At 60.4% G+C, this 21,893-nt stretch carries 18 protein-coding genes; 3 read left to right on the top strand and 15 right to left on the bottom strand.

Annotated elements, in window-relative coordinates; genetic code table 11:
- Nucleotide 1 precedes the first annotated feature (1 nt).
- From CK220_RS23115 to CK220_RS23070, 10 genes are all read right to left on the bottom strand, one after another.
- Complete coding sequence (locus CK220_RS23115) at nt 2-1,489, bottom strand: ABC transporter ATP-binding protein (protein ID WP_095813740.1); 1,488 nt, start codon at nt 1,487-1,489, stop codon at nt 2-4.
- Nucleotides 1,479-2,270, bottom strand: a complete 792-nt coding sequence (locus CK220_RS23110) for an ABC transporter permease (protein WP_095813739.1) — start codon at nt 2,268-2,270, stop codon at nt 1,479-1,481. Before CK220_RS23110 ends, CK220_RS23115 begins: the two co-directional genes overlap by 11 nt.
- Nucleotides 2,267-3,208 carry a class I SAM-dependent methyltransferase gene (locus tag CK220_RS23105; protein WP_095813738.1) on the bottom strand — a complete coding sequence of 314 codons (942 nt, stop codon included), beginning with the start codon at nt 3,206-3,208 and terminating at the stop codon, nt 2,267-2,269. The genes CK220_RS23110 and CK220_RS23105 overlap by 4 nt, the downstream gene beginning before the upstream one ends.
- A 21-nt stretch (nt 3,209-3,229) precedes the next feature.
- Nucleotides 3,230-4,921, bottom strand: a complete 1,692-nt coding sequence (locus tag CK220_RS23100; protein ID WP_095813737.1) for a rhamnan synthesis F family protein — start codon at nt 4,919-4,921, stop codon at nt 3,230-3,232.
- Entirely contained in the window at nt 4,914-7,580 is a 2,667-nt protein-coding gene (locus CK220_RS32285) for a glycoside hydrolase family 99-like domain-containing protein (RefSeq protein WP_210201443.1), read from the bottom strand. Before CK220_RS32285 ends, CK220_RS23100 begins: the two co-directional genes overlap by 8 nt.
- Nucleotides 7,577-8,485: a dTDP-4-dehydrorhamnose reductase gene (gene rfbD / locus CK220_RS23090; protein ID WP_095813736.1), complete on the bottom strand. Its 909-nt coding sequence runs from the start codon at nt 8,483-8,485 to the stop codon at nt 7,577-7,579. Before rfbD ends, CK220_RS32285 begins: the two co-directional genes overlap by 4 nt.
- The gene (rfbB, locus tag CK220_RS23085) at nt 8,482-9,648 is read right to left on the bottom strand and encodes a dTDP-glucose 4,6-dehydratase (protein WP_245429353.1); all 1,167 of its coding nucleotides are present in this window, start codon (nt 9,646-9,648) and stop codon (nt 8,482-8,484) included. Before rfbB ends, rfbD begins: the two co-directional genes overlap by 4 nt.
- Before the next feature lie 13 nt (nt 9,649-9,661).
- On the bottom strand, nt 9,662-10,216 hold the full coding sequence (rfbC, locus tag CK220_RS23080) for a dTDP-4-dehydrorhamnose 3,5-epimerase (protein WP_095813735.1): 555 nt from the start codon (nt 10,214-10,216) through the stop codon (nt 9,662-9,664).
- Nucleotides 10,209-11,099: a glucose-1-phosphate thymidylyltransferase RfbA gene (gene rfbA / locus CK220_RS23075; protein WP_095813762.1), complete on the bottom strand. Its 891-nt coding sequence runs from the start codon at nt 11,097-11,099 to the stop codon at nt 10,209-10,211. Before rfbA ends, rfbC begins: the two co-directional genes overlap by 8 nt.
- A 219-nt stretch (nt 11,100-11,318) precedes the next feature.
- Nucleotides 11,319-11,909 (bottom strand): biotin transporter BioY, encoded by a 591-nt coding sequence (locus CK220_RS23070; RefSeq protein WP_095813761.1) that lies wholly within the window; start codon nt 11,907-11,909, stop codon nt 11,319-11,321.
- A gap of 203 nt (nt 11,910-12,112) precedes the next feature.
- On the opposite strand from CK220_RS23070, the gene CK220_RS23065 reads away from it, so the two are divergent.
- Nucleotides 12,113-13,021: an MBL fold metallo-hydrolase gene (locus tag CK220_RS23065; RefSeq protein ID WP_095813734.1), complete on the top strand. Its 909-nt coding sequence runs from the start codon at nt 12,113-12,115 to the stop codon at nt 13,019-13,021.
- 1 nt (nt 13,022) lies between these two features.
- Here the strand turns inward: CK220_RS23065 and CK220_RS23060 are convergent, their stop codons facing one another.
- Nucleotides 13,023-13,808, bottom strand: coding sequence for a DUF1499 domain-containing protein (locus CK220_RS23060; protein WP_095813760.1), 786 nt, complete (start codon nt 13,806-13,808; stop codon nt 13,023-13,025).
- 79 nt (nt 13,809-13,887) lie between these two features.
- Nucleotides 13,888-15,516, bottom strand: a complete 1,629-nt coding sequence (locus CK220_RS23055; protein WP_095813759.1) for a fatty-acid--CoA ligase — start codon at nt 15,514-15,516, stop codon at nt 13,888-13,890.
- A 196-nt stretch (nt 15,517-15,712) separates the two neighbouring features.
- Between CK220_RS23055 and CK220_RS23050 the strand changes: the two genes are divergently transcribed.
- Entirely contained in the window at nt 15,713-16,069 is a 357-nt protein-coding gene (locus CK220_RS23050; RefSeq protein ID WP_095813733.1) for a hypothetical protein, read from the top strand.
- A 158-nt stretch (nt 16,070-16,227) separates the two neighbouring features.
- Nucleotides 16,228-16,617: a DUF427 domain-containing protein gene (locus CK220_RS23045; protein WP_095813732.1), complete on the top strand. Its 390-nt coding sequence runs from the start codon at nt 16,228-16,230 to the stop codon at nt 16,615-16,617.
- Between the two features lie 325 nt (nt 16,618-16,942).
- Here CK220_RS23045 and CK220_RS23040 read toward each other — a convergent pair whose 3' ends face one another.
- From CK220_RS23040 to ppdK, 3 genes are all read right to left on the bottom strand, one after another.
- Entirely contained in the window at nt 16,943-17,689 is a 747-nt protein-coding gene (locus tag CK220_RS23040) for a polysaccharide deacetylase family protein (RefSeq protein WP_176479170.1), read from the bottom strand.
- Between the two features lie 171 nt (nt 17,690-17,860).
- Complete coding sequence (locus CK220_RS23035) at nt 17,861-18,964, bottom strand: glycosyltransferase family 9 protein (RefSeq protein ID WP_095813730.1); 1,104 nt, start codon at nt 18,962-18,964, stop codon at nt 17,861-17,863.
- A 121-nt stretch (nt 18,965-19,085) separates the two neighbouring features.
- A complete protein-coding gene (gene ppdK / locus CK220_RS23030; RefSeq protein WP_095813729.1) occupies nt 19,086-21,761 on the bottom strand; it encodes a pyruvate, phosphate dikinase in 2,676 nt (891 codons plus the stop codon).
- Nucleotides 21,762-21,893 lie beyond the last annotated feature (132 nt).

The raw sequence follows: 21,893 nt of genomic DNA, 5'->3' as shown, positions 1-21,893 counted from the left end.
GCTATGCTTTTGCACCAGATTCGTGCCCAGCCGAAACTGTCAACATAGGGTCAATGTTAAAAAAGCCTGTGCCAATCATATTCGGCTCCGCCGCGACACGAAAAAGTTCCGCATCTATAATTCTATGCATAACAAAGCCATCTCCGGCCACAGAACCAGTCACTCCACAATTTACAGCATACGCACCGGGAAGAAATCCACACCCGAACTCGTACCGAACACGGCGAGTTGAACCTCTTGATACCGATTTTATTTGTAGACCGATATCGCTCTTGGAATTGGCCCCCCCCAATCCGGTGCCACTCAACGTCTTAACAAACATCCCAAATCCGACATTGTTGGCATCGACCGAGAAGCTAACAAAATACTCAAAAATGTAACGCTTCCCCAGTTGCAGCACGTTCACTCGCTCGCCGGACATGGTCAAAATGCGAGCATCTTCGATGCGAGCACCCCGCTCCTCCAAATACACCGTCGATTGCGGAGTCAGTGCCGGATCGAAGTAATCGGCGTATTTCAGAACTCCTGTTGTCCCGTCCTGGTGACGCTCGATACGCTCTCCGCTTGCGACTTCGTCAACTCCCGCTTCAGTCCCCGATCCTCCGGAGATTGCAGCCGTATTGGGTTCTTGATTTTGGTCGGACGCCCTCAGGATCCCTGCCGCCTCGAGTATACCCGTTCGGATCTCGCTGGCGGCCTCTGGGCTCGCATTGACTAGGCGCTGATACTGCGCCACTATCGTTTTAGGTCGGCCCTGCAGAATGAGTTCTCCTGCATCCATTAGAATGGCCCTCGAGCACAGTTGCACGATGGTCTGGGCCCCGTGGCTCACGAACAGGATAGTGCCGCCGTTATCCTTGATCTGCTCGATACGAGCAAAGCATTTTCGCTGAAAGGCTTCGTCGCCCACTGCAAGCGCTTCATCCACGACCAAGATGTCCGGGTCGACATTGATCGCCGTAGCAAATGCCAGCCGCACATACATGCCCGACGAATAGGTCTTGACCGGCTGGTCGATGAAGGAGCCAATGTCGGCAAAGCGCGCGATATCGTCGAAACGCCACTCCATCTCCTTGCGGGGGACACCAAGGATTGAGGCGTTGAGGAAAACGTTCTCTCGACCGGTGAACTCCGGATTGAAGCCAGCGCCGAGCTCCAGTAAAGCGGCGATGCGGCCATTGACCTCGACAGAGCCGCTGGTCGGCTGTAGCGTACCGCAGATGATCTGCAACAGCGTCGACTTCCCGGAACCGTTGCGGCCGATAATGCCGACCGTCTCGCCACGTCCGATCTCCAAGGAGACACCCGATAGAGCCGCGAAATCGCGAAAATAGCGGCGGGGCGGGCGGCCAATCAGGCGCTCAAGACGCGGCACCACCATCTGCTTGAAACGATCCTCCGGCCGCTCGAACATGACGTAATGTTTCGAGACGTCGCGCACGCGGATGGCAACGCCCGAACCCCGGACGCCGGCCCTATCAGAGGACATCGGCAAAGCCCCTGCGGGTCTTCTGGAAGAATTGATAACCAAGCAACGCAACTGCGATCGCCGCAAGGGAATAATAACCCAGCGCCGGCCAATTCGGCAGCACGCCAAAGAGAACCACGTTGCGGAAACTCTCGACCGGGATTGCAAGAGGGTTGAGCGAAAGCCAAGGCTGCAGCCAAGAAGGCAGAGCAGTCCTCTGGAAGAAAACCGGAGAGAGAAACATCGTCGCCGTCACCAACGGCGACACGATCTGGCTCATATCGCGGAAGTAGACACCGATTGACGCCAACGTCCACGCTGCACCGAGTACCATCACGACAAACGGCGCGAACACCACAGGTGCCAGAAACACCGTAAGCGGAACACTACCGAAAACCACATAGGCGAAGACCAGCAGCACCACCAGACTAACAGCCGCATGAAACAACGCCGCGCCTGCCGAAACCACCGGCAGCATCTGTATCGGGAAGACGATCTTTTTAACGTAGTTGGCGTTACCCACGATCAACCCTGGCGCCATTGAAATCACTTCCGCGAAAAACTGAAAGACGATCAACCCGCAAAACAGGATAACGGCAAACTCGCCAGTTGAATGCGAGGCGCTTTGCTGGTCCGGTGTCGTCCAGCGCGACTTCATAACAACTCCAAAAACAAACGTGTAAACAGCCAACATGAACAGAGGATTGAGCAACGACCAAAAAAGCCCAAGTGTTGAGCCTCGGTAGCGGCCAGCAATCTCGCGGCGGATCAGTGATAGCACCAATACCATAATACTATTCATTTTTTCTTGGCTACTAGAAATGTACCTGACGCCAATTCGAATTGTTTGCCTTCGTTCAGCTCGCGGACAAACGGTTTCGTCATGTCTTTAACCTCAAAACGGATAAGGTCATGCACCGTCAATTTCTCGAAGGAACTCCTTGTTTCTCCTGACAATCCGTTCGCCCATGAATTAAGAAACCAGCTAGCGACCCAAACTGGGTGGAAATAGAAGGGTACTGTATGGCTTATAACTTCTACGTCTTCCTTAAAGAGATTGCGAAGCCCATCCTTCGTCATGTTGTAGTAATGATGAGGATACCCGTGGTATGGTTGCAAAAATGGCACGTGGACGAACATTTCGCCGCCGGGTTTAAGCACTCGCGTCATTTCACGCGCCGCTGAAAACGGATCCCTCACGTGTTCCAATACGGCGTTCGAAATTACATAGTCGAACGAGTTGTCTCTAAAAGGTATCTTCTCCACAACAGCAAGAACATCAGTCGTTGCATATGGAACAATTTCCAGATTTACGACGTTTTCATAATACACCGGCCTAAAGCCGGCACCGGCATCCAAGAAAAGCTTGTCTCTGTTCTTTTCGATTCTATTCTTGACGGACTCTACGTAATCGTGCTGAGATACCGAGTCCGTGGGTACCACCCCAGCAATTTCAGCTAGCTCATCCGGCAAACAACTATAACCACCGTTGGAAAGTCGATCCGGGGTACCTTCCCATTGCAGCAAGTCAGCTAAGCGGGGCATCTTCTTATTTCCAGCATTTAAGATCGCACCGGTCCGGATAACTCGCCTGCCCTCGGTGTGTCCGATAATCTCGAAATGGTAACGCCCACTTGAAAGCCGCCCCTCTCGTACAGCTGCGGCCACATCTGGATTGGCTTGAAGATAACCTTCCTCGTCAAAATTCTCAAAAGTGATTGGCGTTGAAGTCTCTAGCATCTTCTCTTCCCAACTATCGCACTATAGCACTGGAACTTCGTTATCGACTGACGAGTATCCTCGGATGTCCCTCCCACCGAGAATGACACTAGACGAGGTGAAGCCCTGGCTGCGTGCGATCAGGCAAAACACCCTCTCTATCGCATGCGCTAGCGTCCCATCTTGCTGACCGTCCTCCTGTTCGAAAGAGAGACTTGTTTCGGGAATATCCTTCAACGGTTCCAAAGCTCGCGGCGCGAACCAAAACATCGAACCGGCGAAGAAGCCCAGCTCCAAATCCTGCTCGAAGTCCAACGCAGTCATCTCATTTAGCAACCGGCGCATCGTTTCACGATTGGCGCCCCAGAAACGATCATTGGTAAGGTAGTAGCGATGCGGGCCCACTATGCCGGTCCTGCCGGACCTCACCAGATCTATGGATCTCAAGGCTGTCAGAGAGTCGCCAGCAACCGATTGATATAGCCGATCCCTCCAGAAGGACCCGTTAGCACTGTAAGTGCTCTTCTTGGAATGCAGCTTTAAGACGACATCATATCGGTCCAGCACACCGCTGCGATAGATCGAAACGAACGGACCAATATCGCGACCTCGATTCTCTGAACAATAGACAGAAACGCTTTGAGCCAACTCGGAAAAATTCGAAAATATCTCTGTGACACCCCCTTCAAACGGCGTTGTGACATGAAGGTCGAACGGCAAAACGATATTCTTCAAAAGGAGGCATATTTCGGGAATCATTTCAGCGTAATATAGATGCAAGACTACCGCGACGGTCACCTCTCCAACATTTGGCTGGCGCCAGCGCGCAAGTTTGAACGACGGGACAGGCCCACTATCCGGCTTAAGAGCGGAAAGGCTGTCGGCTCCTCGGGCATATCGTAGACGGTTACGGCTAACCATTTCCTGGATTGCACCAAGGCGACCTGGCTCGCAAAGTTCGTCGACGAACGAGAGATCGATCTCGTGCGGGTTGTCCCTCAACACCTCAAACTTCACGTAACCTAGCTGACGCGCGACAAACTCCGCCAAGTGGTGCACTGGGTTAAACTTCTGCGCTGAAGAGTTGGTATTGGACACGACAGACCTGGCGGCTGCGTGTACTCCTTTCCTGTCATGGTCCCAGTAATCGTTAGCCCTTCCGATCTCTACAAGCTTCGGCCTGATCAAGGTCGTGACTTTATTATTGTTTTGCTTTATCCCGACAGACAATCCGAGTTCAAACCTTACGATCGTGTCAAATTTGGAGTTCGTTGGTTCTATGCTTGCAAGAAAAGCCTGGAACCAGCCCGCTTCCAGAACATTTGATCCTAACAGCATCAAGTATGATTGAATATGCCACGAGAATTGTAGCGACTCAGTCGCCCCAACCACATCGTAGCTACCGATTAACTCCGACATTCTTCTCAGAGTCCCCCGGAAGGTATCGCGTGACAAGATCGCAAAGCTGGAGTTTACGAGTAAAGCGCCTCTAACCTGCCAATTCTCAAGCGCAAACGTCAATCCGACACGATAACTGTAAAAATCATATCCGAAATTTGGCCGAGTTATCACCGTTAGGTTGGGGAGACCCTTGACCAGATTGGATTCGATTTTACTGGTCGTAACCAGAACCGTGTGGTCGAATGCTTCCGAAAGGCAGGCCAGCAAGTCTAAAAAATTTGCCTCGACAGAGCTATTTGGGTCAAAATGAGCTACGATAGCCACTTTATCCATGGTAGCTGCTCACCTTCTTATGCCAACGGCGGTAGACGTATCGGGCGGCAGAATGCAACAGTGGCCACCTACGTAAGACAGTTGACGTTCTTACAGCCATCTGGCTAGGAGGGGCGATGATTGCGAGCGCCTCTTTTGGCAAAGAGGCGCCTGGACCTTCTTGATGTTCCGTTTGCGCAATGATCTCGTCGAACAAGCGGGACCGAGCAGCATCGATTCCAACGGGCTCGCTGCCTTCATCAAAATGCTTCCCGCGAAGCGTCTCCTCCAAATATGAGAGCCCCCATCGCTGGTCGGGCTCTAGATAGCAGCCTTCGCCCCACTCATTCCAAGCGTTGATGAAGATAAAGCGGTTGTCTGGATTTGGGTGGTCTTGCCGAGCTTGGAAACGCAAAAAACGAAGCCACTCGCCGTAAAGTTTAGGCGTTGAGTTGATAACTATGGTTGGGTTGTTCTGTCGGCGAGCCGTATTGTCCCACCCTGGAATAATCCCCCTGAACATAGCGAAGGATGGTCTCGGGCGGTTGGCGCTTTGGGCGATCATCTTGCGATAATCAACTATGCCGCCAGAGAAGTTCGGATTCGTCATGGAAGGAAATTCAGTGGGATGATTTTGTGGCCCATTGAACTTATGAGGCGGGAATTCTACGAGAGAATCGGCTTCAACTTCCTCTGGTGTAGTTATGTCGTAAAAATCCACCACACTAATATGGATACCCGGGAATCCATGGGCGGCGACACGATCTCGCCATATCGAAAACCAACGCTTGGGGTCGGGTATGTCCTTCGCCCGATAGACCACTAACAGTGGATTCCCGTTGATTTTGATGTACCTGTCGTCCCTGAAGTAGTTGACCATTCCATCAATGAATTTTTCAGCATCCCCCTCAGCATATTTCTGGCGAAGCAAGATGTTTTTCGTATCGCCGTCCCACGCGCGTGTCCAATTTTCGTTGGCCCAACATAGACAAAACTTGAAATCTATGTCGCTCTCCATAAAGATATCAACAGGCTTTTCCAGGATTCTTCTGCCGCTGAACCAATAATGATAGAAGCAGAACCCATGCAATCCATAGAGTTTTGCTATTTCTACCTGCTCACTCATTACCCCAGAGTGAGTGAGGTCATAGTATCCGAGCTCGCGGGGTATCTTTGGCTGGTTATGGCCGATAAAGTTTGGAGTCGCGCGAGCCACATTAGCCCACTCAGTAAAACCCGGCCCCCACCATTCAGAATTCTCGGCGACGCGGTGGAATTGAGGAAGGTAAAATGCAATAAGCTTCGTTTCGTCGCTAACTACGCTTACTGATTGTTGACTCTCTGGTTCTTTCGAAAGAGCTTGGTAGGACGGCGAATTAACGTCTGCTCCTAATACAAATTTCGGAGACTCATTGGACTGGATTTCAAGCGCCCGCTTTTCCGCCTCGAGAGCTTTTATCTGGTGACTTTTCTCATTAATGAGGCTTTGCGCCGTTACAAGTTTTCGCGATATATTTCTCGTCTCTTGTTTTAAGCACTGCAATTCAGCTCGTTCACTCACCCGTGTTTCCGCTTGAGCTCTAGCGTCTAGAATTTTTTGCTCGTACTCCGGCGTAAGCTTGGTAACCTGGGCGTCACGCTGTTCAGCCAATTGCTTTTGTGCAACCCTATCTTGATTTAGCAATCTAAGACGCGCATCAATTTCGGGAAAGAACGCTTCCCCGAAAATTGGTGACATGGCGTCGAACTCGGCCTTGATGCGATCAAGGTTTTCGAGCACAACTGCGTCAGCTTCGTCGGATTTCAGGACTGTTAAAGCCGCATAGGCATCTTTGACCCAATCTACAATCCGCGGATCGGCTTGGAGCAAGTCCGCACTTGCGGCAAAATGTCGATGATCCGCCGAGAAATGCTCAGCGAGTAGCGTCTTCCACTCCGTTGGGGGGCGTGGCCAGTCGATGCCAAGAGAATTTGTAATCCCCTGGATACCCCGCCGCCAATCGTCGAGCAAACCTTCATAGGACAAGAAGATGCGTGGCTGTCCCCGCGTCGCGCGCTCGGCATCCAGTTCATGGCGAAGCCAAAGAAGAGAACTGAAGCCTGCCGTAAATCCGTCCCGGTTCTTCAGTGAGGCAATCACGGCCAGCGGATTGCGCGAGACCAGCGTGTAGCGAACATCGATATGCATTCGTTCGAGAACTTCCGCATAGAGCGGCACGAAGCGCGAAATACGGGGCTCCTTCAGGACGAAAAGCGAGGCACTGCCATATTCCTCGTCGATTACCCTAGCGATCTCGGCCTTGTAGAATTGCAGGCGCGCAGTCCCAAGGTCATTGACGTCGAACGAGCGCCAATCGTCCCAGCTGCTGCCGACCTCGGCCAGCATCTGGTCGTGCAGTTCGATCAGGCGTTGCGGCTCCCAATGTCCGGCGGGATTTGACGGATTAGCCCCCAGCAAATTCTTCGGCAGTTCCGCGCCAAGCAGGCTGATTGCCCTCGTCAGCGCGCTCGTCCCGGAGCGGTGCATGCCGAGCACCATGATGCAGGTGCGCTTTGCCGGCTTGGCCTTCGCTGACTTGGTATTTGCCGGCTTGGCGCCTGCGCGCTTCTTCGGCGCGACTTGATCGGCCGGCTGCGGCTTCGCGCCGTGCAATTGCTCAGGGGACGGATTTTCGTTCATGCACTCAATGCCCGTCTCGTCTCGCCACCTCTCAACCGGCGCACAACCCTCTCCGTCGACTCCCGCCACTGCGGGGCCCGCCACTCAAACACGTCCTCAAACCTCACGCTCGACAGCCGCGAGTTGGCCGGGCGCCTGGCCCTGGTCGGATAATCCGCCGTGGCGATGTCGCGCACCATCGCATACGGGCCACCAAACGCCCTGCTTGTGTCGAGGATGTGGCGGGCGAAGCCGCTCCAGTTGGTCTCGCCTTCGCCCGCCAGATGGTAGACGCCGAAGGCGGCGAAATTCCCGTCGGCCTGCAGCCTTGCCGCCGCATGCAGGATCGCGTCGGCGATGTCGAGCGCCGATGTCGGATTGCCCCATTGATCGGCGACGACCGAAATCTCGTCGCGGTCGGCGGCAAGCCTCAGCATCGTCTTGACGAAGTTCCTGCCGAAGGGGCTGTAGACCCAGGCCGTGCGCAGGATGAGGTGGCGCGGGTTGGCGGCCGCCACGGCTTCTTCGCCGGTGAGCTTGGAGGCGCCGTAGACGCCGAGCGGGGCGGTCGCGTCGGTCTCGACATAGGCGCCGTGCTTGGCGCCGTCGAAGACATAGTCGGTCGACAGATGGATGACGGGAACGCCGAGCCTTGCTGCCGCCTCGGCCACCTTGCCGGCGCCGGTGGCGTTCACGGTGATGGCCAGATCCTTCTCGTCCTCGGCCTGGTCGACATTCGTATAGGCCGCGGCGGAAACGATGATGTCGGGCCGCGCTGCCTCAAGCGCCGGAAACACCGTGTCGGGGCGCGCCAGGTCGAGCGCGGGGCGGCCGACGGCGAGGACTTGGACATCGTCACGGCCCCGCGCCGCCTCGATCAGGCTGGCGGCAACCTGGCCCTCGCGTCCAGTGACGGCAAGCCTCACGCGGCGCCCTCCCTGCTCTCGGCCTTCCCGTTTCCGACCCTCCTGACCGGGCTGTTTTCGATCGCCGCGTTTTCCGTCGGGCCGTTCTCGATTGGGCCGTTTTCCATTGGACCCTGGCCCAGCCGCTCGCCATTGTAGCGCTGCTCGCGGATCGGGCCCCACCACCATTTGTTGTCGAGATACCAGTCGACCGTCCTCGCCAGTCCGCTGTCGAAATTCTCGCGCGGCTCCCAGCCGAGCTCGCGCGCGATCTTGGAGGCGTCGATCGCGTAGCGGCGGTCGTGACCGGGGCGGTCGGTGACGAAGGTGATGAGCTCGCGATAGCTCCTGCCGCCGGCGCGCGGTCTCTTATCGTCGAGCAGATCGCAAATCGCCTCGACGACGCCGAGATTGGTGCGCTCGGAATTGCCGCCGACATTATAGCTCTCGCCCGGCCGCCCTTTCGTGGCGACCACTTCCAGCGCGCGGGCGTGATCCTCGACGAACAGCCAGTCGCGCACATTGGCGCCGGCGCCGTAGACCGGAAGCGGCTTCTCGTCGAGCGCGTTGAGGATGACCAGCGGGATCAGCTTTTCGGGGAAATGGTAAGGGCCGTAATTGTTCGAGCAGTTGGAAAGCACCACCGGCAGGCCGTAGGTCTCATGCCAGGCGCGCACCAGATGGTCGGAAGCGGCTTTGGACGCCGAATAGGGTGAGGACGGCGCATAGGGCGTCTCCTCGACGAACATGCCGCCGTCGAAGGGCAGGTCGCCGAACACCTCGTCGGTCGAGACATGATGGAAGCGGAAGCCGGCCTTGCGCTCCCCGGACAGCCCGCGCCAGTAGTCGAGCGCGGCGTTCAGGATGCGGTAGGTGCCGACGATGTTGGTCTCGATGAAGGCGCCGGGACCGTCGATCGAACGGTCGACATGGCTCTCGGCGGCCAGGTTCATGACGATGTCGATGTCGTCGCGGCGCAAAATGTCAAGCACCGCTCGCTCGTCGCAGATATCGGCCTGCTCGAAACGGTAGTTATGCGCATTCTCGATCGGCCTGAGCGAAGCGAGGTTGCCGGCATAGGTCAGCTTGTCGAGATTGGTGACGCGGTAGCCCGGGTTGGCGCAGAGATGCCGGCAGACGGCCGAGCCGATAAAGCCGGCGCCACCGGTGACCAGGAAATTCATGCCGCCCTCTCTCTCACGCAAACACCTCCGCCGTGGCGAGCGAAGGCGCCTTGCGGTCCTTGTCCGAAAGCTGGAATCCGCCTGGGATCGCCGGCCATTCGATGCCGATTTCGGGATCGTCGAAGCGGATCGACCGGTCATGCTCGGGCGAATAGGTGTCGGTCACCTTGTACAGCACCTCGGTGTGCGGCACGAGCGTGACGAAGCCGTGCGCAAACCCTTTCGGCACCAGGATCTGGTTGCCCTTCTCAGCCGATATTTCCAGTGCCACCCATTTGCCGAAGGTCGCCGAGGAACGGCGGATGTCGACCGCGACATCGAAGACGCTGCCGCTTATGACGCGCAGCAGCTTGGCTTGCGCGCGCGGCGCAAGCTGGTAGTGCAGTCCGCGCAGCACGCCGGCGGCCGCGGAATAGGAATGGTTGTCCTGCACGAAGGCGAGATCGATGCCGGCCTCGGCGAAACGCCCGGCATTCCAGGTCTCGGCGAAAAAACCGCGCGCATCGCCGTGCCGCTTGGGCACGATCTCCAGCACGCCGTCGAGGCCGAGCGGCCTGACCTCAAGCAAACCGTTCCTCCGTCAGGTCGGCGACCCGCTTGCGCAGATAGGCAGCGTACTCATTCATGCCCAGGCGCCCCGCGCGCTCCAGAACCTTTTCAGCGTCGAGCCAACCCTGCTCCAGCGCGATCTCCTCCGGGCACGCGATCTTGATGCCTTGGCGATGCTCGATCGTGCGCACGAAAGACGATGCTTCGAGCAGGCTGTCATGCGTGCCGGTGTCGAGCCAGGCGTAGCCCCTTCCGAGGCGGCGGACATGCAACTCACCACGCTCGAGATAGACATTGTTGACCGCCGTGATCTCCAGCTCGCCGCGCGCCGAAGGGCGGATCGTGGAAGCAATGTCGACGACATCATTGTCGTAGAAATAGAGACCGGTCACGGCCCAGTTGGACTTCGGCTTTTGCGGCTTCTCCTCGATCGTCACAGCCTTGCCGGTGACCTTGTCGAAGGAGACCACGCCATAACGCTCCGGATCGTCGACATAGTAGGCGAAGACCGAGGCGCCGCCATCACGCGTCGCCGCCTCGCGGCAGAGTTGCGACAGGCCGCCGCCAAAATAGATGTTGTCGCCGAGGATCATCGACACACTGTCCCTCCCGATGAAGTCGCGGCCGATGATGAAAGCCTCGGCAAGACCATTCGGCTGAGGCTGCTCGGCATAGGAAAGCTCCACACCGAATTCGGAACCGTCGCCCAGCAGAGCTTGGAAGACCGGCAAGTCACGCGGAGTTGAAATGACCAGAATCTGGCGAATTCCCGCAAGCATCAGCACGCTCAGCGGGTAGTAGATCATCGGCTTGTCGTAGATCGGAAGGATTTGCTTAGAAACCGCTAATGTTAGGGGATAGAGGCGTGTTCCGCTGCCGCCGGCAAGGATAATTCCTTTCAACAAGCTCTCCTTGAACTACCGCGGCCCCCGCCTCGACGCCAAGTTGCCCGTGCTTATGTTTCGGGCACTGCCTTGTCAATTGTCGGCTTGATTTCTTCCCGACGCTATTTCACTGCTTTCTACATCCGGCATGCGGCGATTTCGAGCGAAATCCGGATGTGCCGCAAAAAGGGCCGGCCGGCGTCAGGCGCCCACCGGCCCTTGTCATTTTGGTCGCGATCAGGAGCGCTTGAGCAGCGCCCAGACCGCCGGCACCAGGCTCGCGGCCAGCGCCACCTTGATCAGGTCGCCGGCGATGAACGGCGCGACGCCGAACTGCCAGGACTTTTCCGGTCCGATGAGCGCCGCCAGCCAGGCAAAGCCCATCGCCATCATGACGATCTCGGCGGCAAGCATGGCGCCGAACAGCTTGAAGGGATCGCGGTCCCAGCCGCGGTCGGCGGCCCAGCCGGCGATCGCCGCCATCACCACGAAGCCGGCGAGGTAGCCGCCGGTGGAGCCCAGCATATAGGCGATGCCGAGGCCCTTTTCCGGCGTGCCCTGGAACACCGGCAAACCGAAAGCGCCCTCGACGAGGTAGAGAAGGAGCGTCGCGACGGCGAGACGCATGCCGAATGCCGAGGCGATCAGCAGCACGGCGAGCGTCTGCAGCGAGATGTCGACCGGGCCTAGCACCACTTTCGTCTTCGCCGACAGGGTGAGCAGGAGGGTTCCTGCGAGCGCCAGAAAGAGCTGGCTCGCAAGCCGGGCCGCGCCCTGGTCGGGCAGAGCGAGAGAAACGAGCGGGCGCATCGTGGTTGCAGTTGCCATGGTCTTCCCCATCGTGGCTGATTTGCTGGCTTTAATGCGCGTCGCGGAGAAACGAGTTCAGGCGGCGCGCTCTAAGATTTCGTCCTGATGCGTATCGTCCTCCCAACACCGCTGCGCAGTTTTGGGCGACATGCATTGATTTTCCTATATTGGCTTCCGCAGGATGCGGCAATCATTTTGCCGCGCGAGCAGCAGGACCCGGCATGACGCTTGAATTCGACACACGCTTCGATCCTGCCTATGGCAAGGCGGTCACGGTCGCGCCGGAGGTCCAGCGCGTCACAGCCAGGAACCCGAGCCCGTTCACCTTCCACGGCACCAACAGCTACCTCGTCGGCCGCGACACGCTGGCAGTGATCGATCCAGGACCGGACGACGATGAGCATCTCGAAACACTGCTCACGGCGATCGACGGCAGGCCGGTCGGCCATATCTTTGTCAGCCACACCCACCGCGATCATTCACCGCTCGCGGCGCGGCTGAAACAACGCACGGGCGCTCCCGTGCTCGCCGAAGGCCCGCATCGGCCGGCGCGGCGGCTGCGCATCGGCGAGATCAATCCGCTCGATGCCAGCGCCGATTTGGGCTTCGTGCCCGACATTGCGCTGGCGGACGGCAGCCTTACCCATGGCGACGGCTGGGCGATCCGCACCGTGCTGACGCCAGGGCATACCGCCAACCACGCGGCATTTGCGCTGGAGGGCACAGGTATCCTGTTTTCGGCCGACCATGTCATGGCCTGGGCCACATCCATCGTGGCCCCGCCCGACGGGGCGATGGCCGACTATATGAAATCGCTCGACAGGCTGATCGAGCGCGACGACCGTCTGCTGTTGCCCGGCCATGGCGGACCGGTGACCGCGCCGCGCAGCTTCATGCGCGGGCTGAAGGCGCATCGCAAGATGCGCGAGCGGGCAATCCTGGAACGCATCCTGAGCGGCGACCGCACCATCAAGGAGATGGTCGCGGCGATCTATCGCGACACCGACCCGCGGCTGCACGGCGCAGCCGGCCTTTCGGTTCTCGCGCATCTCGAGGACCTGGTGGCCCGCGGTCTCGTCGCCACCGAGGGCGACCCGGCGATCGACGGCATTTTCCGGCCTGCCGGTTAACTCACTCGGCCGGTGCCGCGCCGACCTGGCCGGCGACCTCCTGATCGAGCTCGGCGAGGAAATCGGTGATACGGGCGGCATTGTCGCCCAAGTCATAACGCCCGTAGCGCGAGGCCGAACGCATATCGACGACGACCGAATCGCCGTCGTCGGCGACGCGGATGGCCACATCTGCCGGCAGGCCGAGCACGAAGCCCCTGGCGACCGCGGTGATCGTCGCCTCGCTCTGGCCGTTGATGTCGGGATAGGGCGCGGTCAGTTGCCAATCCCGCCGGTCGAGCACGGTCTCGACCGCGTCGACCACGGTTTCGAAGGGCAGGTTGTAGCTGCGCCCGGAGACCAGCGGATAAGCTTCCGCCTGCAGGCTCTGCTCGCCGGGCGTCGGCGGCGACAGCGCGTTCATGTCGCTTGTCCGGTCGCTGGTGTCGAGCGCCGGCGGGTCGTCGACGTCGGTCGAAATGTCGCGCAGCGGCGGATAGATGGTCGCCCAATACGCGGCGATGCCGAAAGGGGCAAGCACCAGCACCGCCAGCAGCGCGCCGGCGCTGAGATCGCGGCCGCCGCGGTCGCCGAAATTCCACAGCCTCGACAGTGCGAGCCCGGCCAGCAGCAGCGCGAGAGCCGCAAGCAGCGCAACGAGCGCCAGCACCCACAGGAAAGGCGGGGTGTCGACAAGGTCGAGCCGGTAGCCGGCAACGACGGTCAGCAAAAGGACGAGCGAGAATGCCCCGATCCGCCGCGACCAGCCGGCCGCCCTCGACGTCTGCCGTTCAGCAATTGTAGCCATCGTCTGCCGCATTACCCCAGTCCGCATCGAGACTTAGAGGTTTTTGCGCCAGCCTTGAAGCCGAAAGATTTAACAATCCTCAATCCGTCGGCAGCCGATACTCCTTGAATTGCTGGCGCAAGGTGGTCTTCTGGATCTTGCCCGTCGCCGTGTGGGGAATCTCGCCGACGAAGGCGACGTCGTCGGGCATCCACCACTTGGCCACCTTGCCGCTCATGAAGGTCAGGATATCGCTCTTGCTCGGCTCCTTGCCCGGCTTGCGCACGACCACCAGCAGCGGCCGCTCGCCCCATTTGGAGTGCGGCACGCCGATGGCCGCTGCCTCCGCCACATCGGGATGGCCGACGGCCAGGTTCTCGAGATCGATGGTGGAGATCCACTCGCCGCCCGATTTGATGACATCCTTGGCGCGGTCGGTGACCTGCATATAGCCGCTGGCGTCGATATGGGCGACGTCGCCGGTGTCGAACCAGCCGTCGGCGTCGAACTGCTCGGCGCCGACGCCGCCGTAATAGGCGCGCGCGATCGCAGGGCCGCGAACTTTCAGGCGCCCGAAGGTCTTGCCGTCCCAGGGCAGCGCGTTGTTCTCGTCGTCGGTCACCTTCATTTCAACGCCGAAGGGCGGGTGGCCCTGCTTGCCCTGGATATCGAGCCTGGCATCGCCGGTCAGCCCTTCGTATTCCGGCTTCATGGTGCACAAAGTGCCGAGCGGCGACATTTCGGTCATGCCCCAGGCATGCACCACCTGAACCTCGTATTTGTCCTGGAACTTGGCGGTGATGGCGCGCGGGCAGGACGAACCGCCGATGACGACCTTGTTGAGATACGGCAGCTTCTTGCCTGTCTCCTCGAGATACTGCAGCAGCATCATCCATACCGTCGGCACAGCGGCGCTGAAAGTTACCTTTTCGGTGTCGAGCAATTCGTAGATCGAGGCGCCATCCATCTTGCAGCCTGGCATCACCAGCTTGGCGCCGATCATCGGCGCGGCCTGGCCGAGCCCCCAGGCATTGGCATGGAACATCGGCACCACGGGCAGGACGACGTCGCGCGTCGAAACGCCCATGGCATCGGGCATGGCGGCCATCATGGCGTGCAGCACGTTCGAGCGATGGCTGTAGACGACGCCCTTCGGATCGCCGGTCGTGCCCGAGGTGTAGCACATGCCGGCGGCGGTGTTCTCGTCGAATGTCTTCCAGGCGAAGGCGCCGTCCGCCTCGGCAAGCCATTCCTCATAGGCGACAGCGTTGGGCAACGAGGTTTGCGGCATATGCGCCCGGTCGGTCAGGACGATCACCTGCCTGAGCGACCTGACCTGGCTGGCGATCTTTTCCAGCAGCGGCACGAAGGTCAGGTCGACGAAGATCGCCTTGTCCCCGGCGTCGTTCATGATCCAGGCGATCTGTTCGGGAAACAGGCGCGGATTGAGCGTGTGGTAGATCGCGCCGATTCCCATGATGCCGTACCAGGCCTCGATGTGGCGGGCGGTGTTCCAGGCAAGCGTTGCGATGCGGTCGCCGAGCCCGAAGCCGTCACGCTCCAGCCGCTGCGCTACTTTGAGCGCCCGATGACGGATGTCGGCAAACGTGGCGCGCACGATCGGGCCTTCGATCGAACGCGATACGATCTCGCGCCCGCCGTGCTGGCGTTCGGCGTGATCGATCAGCTTATAGCAGAGCAGCGGCCATTCCTGCATCAGTCCGAGCATCTCGGCTCCTCCCATTTTTCGCGCTTTCGCGTCATTGTTTCCCGCATTGTGGAATGATCCGGCGGATTGTCCAGCCACCATCAGTCTAAGGCGGTCGGATGGGCGGAACGACCCGCGAGACCCGCCATAATCCGGCCATCCTCGCCGTTAAGATTCATTAATGGGCTGGGTGAGATTGGCGAATGGAGAGATTCGCATGGACGTGCAGCTCGATGAAAAAGCCCTCGAAAGCACGCTTGCCGAAAGTCTGGACGATCTGACGCCGGACTCCAAAACCGTTTCCGACGATGAATTTGCCGAAGTCGTCGGCGGCGCGCTGGAGGCCGTCGGCGGAACGCTGCTGTTCAAGATGTGCGTCGAGAACGATGGCGAAGGCCAGTATGTCGCCGCCGCAAGCGTTGGCGACGGCGGTAACCGCCAGTTCCTGCTGCTCACGCTGCCGACCGCCGGCGGCGCGCTGAAGGTCGAGACAGCGGCGAGAAGCAGCAATCCGGTCGCCGGCATCGCTGCCGCCTATGCCGGCCTCATGGACGCATTCAAGGCCGCCGCCTGACTGGCGCCGACGGTTAGAACATTATTTCGCCTGCACGCGATTTTGCGTCATGGCGCTGCCTTGCGCGAGGCGTCGGGCCGACCCAGCTTTGCCGGACGAGAGCGGTTCCGAACGGAAAACCGCCACGAACCTTCCTCAAACTGCGAAGGAGACCCGTCTTGGACAAGCGCGCCAACCCCGCCCCCGGCTTTCAGCGCAACCCCGACAAGGTGATAACGATCGAGCCTTATCGCGGCGCCGTCACGGTCAGCGCCGGCGATGTCGTCATCGCAAGGTCGACCCGGGCCAGGCTCTTGTCCGAACCGCCCTACCCAGCGGTTTTCTCCATCCCGTTCGACGATATCGACTTCGGCAAGCTCGCCAGGACCGAGCATTCGACGCATTGTCCCTACAAGGGCGACGCGAGCTATTGGAGCGTGCTGCCGGCTGGCGACAGCGGCAGGGACGCGATGTGGGCCTATGAGCAGCCTTTCGACGAGATGGTCGAGATCCGCGATCATGGCGCGTTCTATACGAGCAAGGTGACGGTCGACACTAAGCCGGAGTGATCGACAGCGGCGAAAAAGCGTCGCGGAGATCCGAGGTAGCTGAGCCTCCCAACCGTCGTCATCCTAAGGCCAAGCAGGAGCGTAGCTCCGTTGCGGACCCTGGGCTTCATGCCGCGAACTCTCGCGAAGAGTAAGGGCGGCGCAAGCCAGAGTTCGCTCTGCACCCTTGCAACGTTCGGATGTAACGGCACGGATCCCTTGGGTCTGCGCTGCGTCGCTTCGCCCCTTGCTTCGCCGGAGGATGACGCGCGATAGGCGTCTCGGCCAACCTCCGGGGGTTGCGACCTGCCGAATGCGCTACAACTCCCGGTCCTTCCGCCGAGGATCAATCCGTGGTGCCGTCGTTGCCGACGTCGTCGGCCTCGTCCAGCCGAACGAAGGTCATGCCCTTCTGCCGCAGGGCGAGCAGCCCCTGGACGACACCCTCGCCCGCGGCATGCGTCGGCTGGTTGATGTGAGCGATGATGACGTCGCCATCCTTGGCAGCGGCGATGCGCCGGGCGGTTTCTTTGGCGCCGAGCAGCGAGCCGCCGTCGCCATTGACGGAAAAGCCCGCGATCTTGAAGCCCAGCTTGCGGATCATGGCGATCGCCGACGGGCTGTATTCGGCGGTGGCGCCGCGAAACCATTTCGGCGCCGGGCCGCCGGCGCTAGCGAGCGCCGCGGCACCCGACTCGACCTCGGCCTGAACGGCATCGGGACTGCCGGCGCTGCTGATGCCGTAGATCTTGCGCGGCGTGTCGACCGCCGGGATGTGGCGGCCGCCATGATTTTCCAGCTCGAACAGATCAGGATGCGCGCGCATGATGCCGACAGCGGCGGCGTTGCGCTTCAGCCAGATGCCGGTGACGAAGATAGTCGCGGGAATCCTGTTTTCGACCAGGGCCGAAAGAATGCGCGTATCAGTCTTCCCGCCGCAGGCGTCCAGCGTAAGAGCGACACGGCCACCGCCGCCTTGCGGCTTCAGATGCAACGTCGGTTCGACCAGCGTCCCGGCATTGCCGGCCGAGACCACGACAAGCGACAGCGCGATTGCGCAAAGAGATTTTTGAAGCAAACCCGTCATTCCCATGCCCGGCCCGTCAAGCCGCTCAACCGCAAGACGGCGTCAACAAGACGGGCTTCTAGGCGAAAATCGGAACGGTTCGCATCCGAAAAGCAACCGCGCGACAATTTGCGTGGACCGGTTGTTTCTATGCATGGAGTAGCTGCAGAACCTCAACACGCCTTTAGCAGACATGCGCTAGACCGCCTGCTCCAGCGCCACGTCGGTGCGCGCCAAAAGTTCGCGCACCGCCTCGACCACGCAATCCACTTCAAGGCGCCAGACACAGCATGCCTTGCTCGAATCGGTCCGACGGCACAGGTCGCCGCCGACGCAATCGCAGGGCATGGAGGGGCGCAACGAGATGCTGGGGACGCCGACCGGGCCCCATCGAACCGGATTGGTCCGGCCGAACAGACCAACGACCGGAGTGCCGGCCGCGGCCGCCATATGCATCGGGCCACTCTCATTGCCGACGAATAGCCTGGCCTCCTTGAGCAGCGCCAGCAGCGTTTCGAGCGAGAGCGCGCCGACCAGATTGACGACCGGCGTTCTCGCTGCCGCCATGATCTTGTCCGCCGCCTCGTTCTCGTCAGGGCCGCCGATCAGAACGGCGTCCAGACCGGTTTCGGACGATATCCGTTCGATCGCGGCCGCGAAGCGCTCCGGTTGCCAGCGACGCCCGGAGAAGCTCGCCCCCGCATGCACCGCCAGGAAGGCATTTGGCCGCAAATGATGCTTGCTCAGCAAGGCGAGCGCTTGCGTCGTTTCGAAGGGCAGCGGGCGGATGGCCGGCGCCCTGACGCGCAGGTCGACGCCGAGCACCTCGAGCGGCGACAAATAGCGGAAGAGATAATGCTTTTCGCCGAATCCGAACGGCTTCATCCTGACATTGGCTGGCTGGCGCTCAAGCCAGCGCAGAGGTCGTTCCGTCGGATAGTGGCCGACACGAATTGGGGCACGGACCAACCCGGACACCAGCCGCGAAGTCTTCGAATCGGTGATGTCGATGACCATGTCGAAGCGGTGCCGCCGCAACGTTCGCACAGCCCGAACAAGCTCGCGCCCACGCTGGAGCGGCGTGCCGCGCATGCGGGCGCGGCTGAACGAAACGACCTCCGCTGCGATGCCATGCGCTGTAAGAAATCCGGCGAATCCGCCATCGCACAGGAACACGATCCTCACGCCTGGATATTCGAGCTGCAGGTTCTTCGCCAACACAGAGGCGAGCACGATGTCGCCCATGAACTTGGTCTGCAGGATCAGGATCGACCGGAAAGAGGTGGGGGAAATCTGCAACATCTGTTTCACGCCCCGAGTAATTCGGAACCAGATACTGCCCAGGAACGATGTCCAGATTGAGAACCAGCGCGCGCACGTTCGCGTGAGTTTCCATACGAAATCGTAAGATGGAGGGCGCTGTTCAAGCGCTTCCCTTCGCGGCCTCCACGGCCGCCTGGGCCGCAGCCAGCCGGGCAATCGGTACACGGTAAGGCGAGCATGACACATAGTCGAGGCCGACCTCTTCGCAGAAGCGGATCGAGGCCGGGTCGCCGCCATGCTCGCCGCAAATGCCGAGCTTGATGTCGGGTCGTGTTCCCTTGCCCTTTTCCGCCGCAATCCGCACCAGTTCGCCGACACCGTCGATGTCCAGCGAAACGAACGGATCCTGTTCGATGATACCTTTCTGCCGATAGGTTTCAAGGAAGGAGGCCGCATCGTCGCGCGAGATGCCGAAAGTCGTCTGGGTCAGGTCGTTGGTGCCGAAGGAGAAGAACTCGGCCGCTTCGGCAATGACATGAGCGCGGATCGCCGCGCGCGGCAGCTCGATCATGGTGCCAGTCAGATAGTCGATCTTGGTGCCGGTCTCCTGCATGACGCTTTGCGCTACGGCATCGATGCGCGCCTTGACGTATTGCAGCTCCTTCACCAGGCCGACCAGCGGCACCATGATTTCGGGCACCACCAGCGCGCCGGCCTTGTGGCCGGCCTCGACCGCCGCCTCGAAGATGGCGCGTGCCTGCATCTCGGCGATCTCGGGATAAGAGACCGCAAGCCGGCAGCCGCGATGCCCGAGCATCGGATTGAACTCATGCAGCGCCTCGGTACGCTGCCTGAGCTTGTCCGCCGACACATTCATGGCGGTCGCGACCTCGGCGAGCTCGGCGTCGGTCTTGGGCAGGAATTCGTGCAACGGCGGGTCGAGCAGGCGGATCGTCACCGGCAAGCCCGCCATGATCTCGAACAGCTCGAGGAAATCCGAACGCTGCATCGGCAGCAGCTTGTCGAGCGCCGAGCGCCTGTCCTTCTCGGTGTCGGCCAGGATCATCTCGCGCATGGCGACGATGCGGTCGCCTTCGAAGAACATGTGCTCGGTGCGGCAAAGGCCAATGCCTTCAGCGCCGAAGGAGCGCGCCATGCGCGCGTCGAGCGGCGTCTCGGCATTGGTGCGCACCTTCATGCGGCGCGCGGCATCGGCCCATTCCATGATGGCGGCGAAGTCGCCGGACAGCTCCGGCTGCAGCATGGCGACGGCGCCCTTCAGCACCTGGCCGTTGCCGCCGTCGATCGTGATGATGTCGCCCTTGCGGAAGGTCTGGCCCATCGAGATCAGCGTGCCGGCCTTGTAGTCGACACGCAGCGAGCCGGCGCCCGAGACGCAGGGCTTGCCCATGCCGCGCGCCACCACGGCGGCATGACTGGTCATACCGCCGCGCGTGGTGAGGATGCCTTCGGCGGCATGCATGCCGTGGATGTCCTCTGGGCTGGTCTCGACGCGCACGAGAATGACCTTGCGGCCTTGCGCCTTGGCATCCTCGGCCTCACCCGAGGAGAAGACGATCTCGCCGGTGGCCGCGCCCGGCGAGGCCGGCAGGCCGACGCCGATCACGTCACGCGCCGCCTTGGGGTCGATGGTCGGGTGCAGGAGCTGGTCGAGCGAGGCCGGATCGATGCGGGCAACTGCCTCCTCCTTCGTGATCAGCCCGTCTTTCGCCATCTCGACGGCTATCCTGAGCGCCGCCTTGGCGGTGCGCTTGCCGGAGCGGGTCTGCAGCATCCACAATTTGCCGCGCTCGATGGTGAATTCGAGGTCCTGCATGTCGCGGTAGTGCGTCTCCAGCCGGTCGGAAATATCGACGAAGGCCTGGAAGGCTTCCGGCATCAGTTTCTGCAGCGAGGGCTTGTCGGAGCCGGCAGCGATGCGCGCGGCCTCGGTAATGTTCTGCGGCGTGCGGATGCCGGCCACCACGTCCTCGCCCTGCGCATTGACCAGGAATTCGCCATAGAGCTGCTTTTCGCCGGTCGAGGGATTGCGGGTAAAGGCGACGCCGGTGGCGGAGGTGTCGCCCATGTTGCCGAACACCATGGCCTGGACGTTGACCGCCGTGCCCCAGCTTTCCGGGATGTCGTGCAGGCGACGGTAGGTGATGGCGCGGTTGTTCATCCAGCTCGAAAACACGGCGCCGATGGCGCCCCAGAGCTGCTCGCGCGGTTCCTGCGGGAACGGCTTGCCGAGCTCCTCCTCGACCTTGGCCTTGTAGAGCGCGATCACGCCCTGCCATTCGATGGCCGTCAGCTCGGTGTCGAGCTCATGGCCGAGGCTCGCCTTCTGGTCCTCGAGAATTTCCTCGAAAACCTCGTGGTCGAGGCCCATGACGACGTCGGAATACATCTGGATGAAGCGGCGGTAACTGTCATAGGCAAAGCGGGCATCGCCGGAATCGGCGGCAAGCGCCTCGACCGTCTCGTCGTTGAGGCCGAGATTGAGCACGGTATCCATCATGCCTGGCATCGAAGCGCGGGCGCCGGAGCGCACCGAGACCAGCAACAGCTTCGACGGATCGCCGAAACGGCGGCCGGTGAGCCTGCCGATATGGTCGAGCGCCGCAAGGACATCCGCTTCAAGCGCTGTCGGATAGGTGCGGCCGTTGGCGTAATAGGCGTTGCAGACTTCGGTGGTGATGGTGAAGCCCGGCGGGACCGGCAGGCCGAGGCTGCACATCTCGGCAAGGTTGGCGCCCTTGCCGCCGAGCAGGTTGCGATCGCCGGCTCGGCCTTCAGCGGCACCGTCGCCGAAGGTGTAAACCCACTTGGTCATGCATGCCCTCCAGGTCCCTTGGAAGTAGACAACACCCGGACCAAGGCCCGGTTCCCCGCCCTTCCGATCCGAGCGATAAGATGCTGCAGTGCGAAAGGCAAGCGCCGGCAAAGCAAGCGCCCGGCACTACAA

It is taken from the genome of Mesorhizobium sp. WSM3860, from assembly GCF_002294995.1.
Lineage (GTDB): Bacteria > Pseudomonadota > Alphaproteobacteria > Rhizobiales > Rhizobiaceae > Mesorhizobium.
This window is presented reverse-complemented; position numbering and strand designations above follow the sequence as displayed.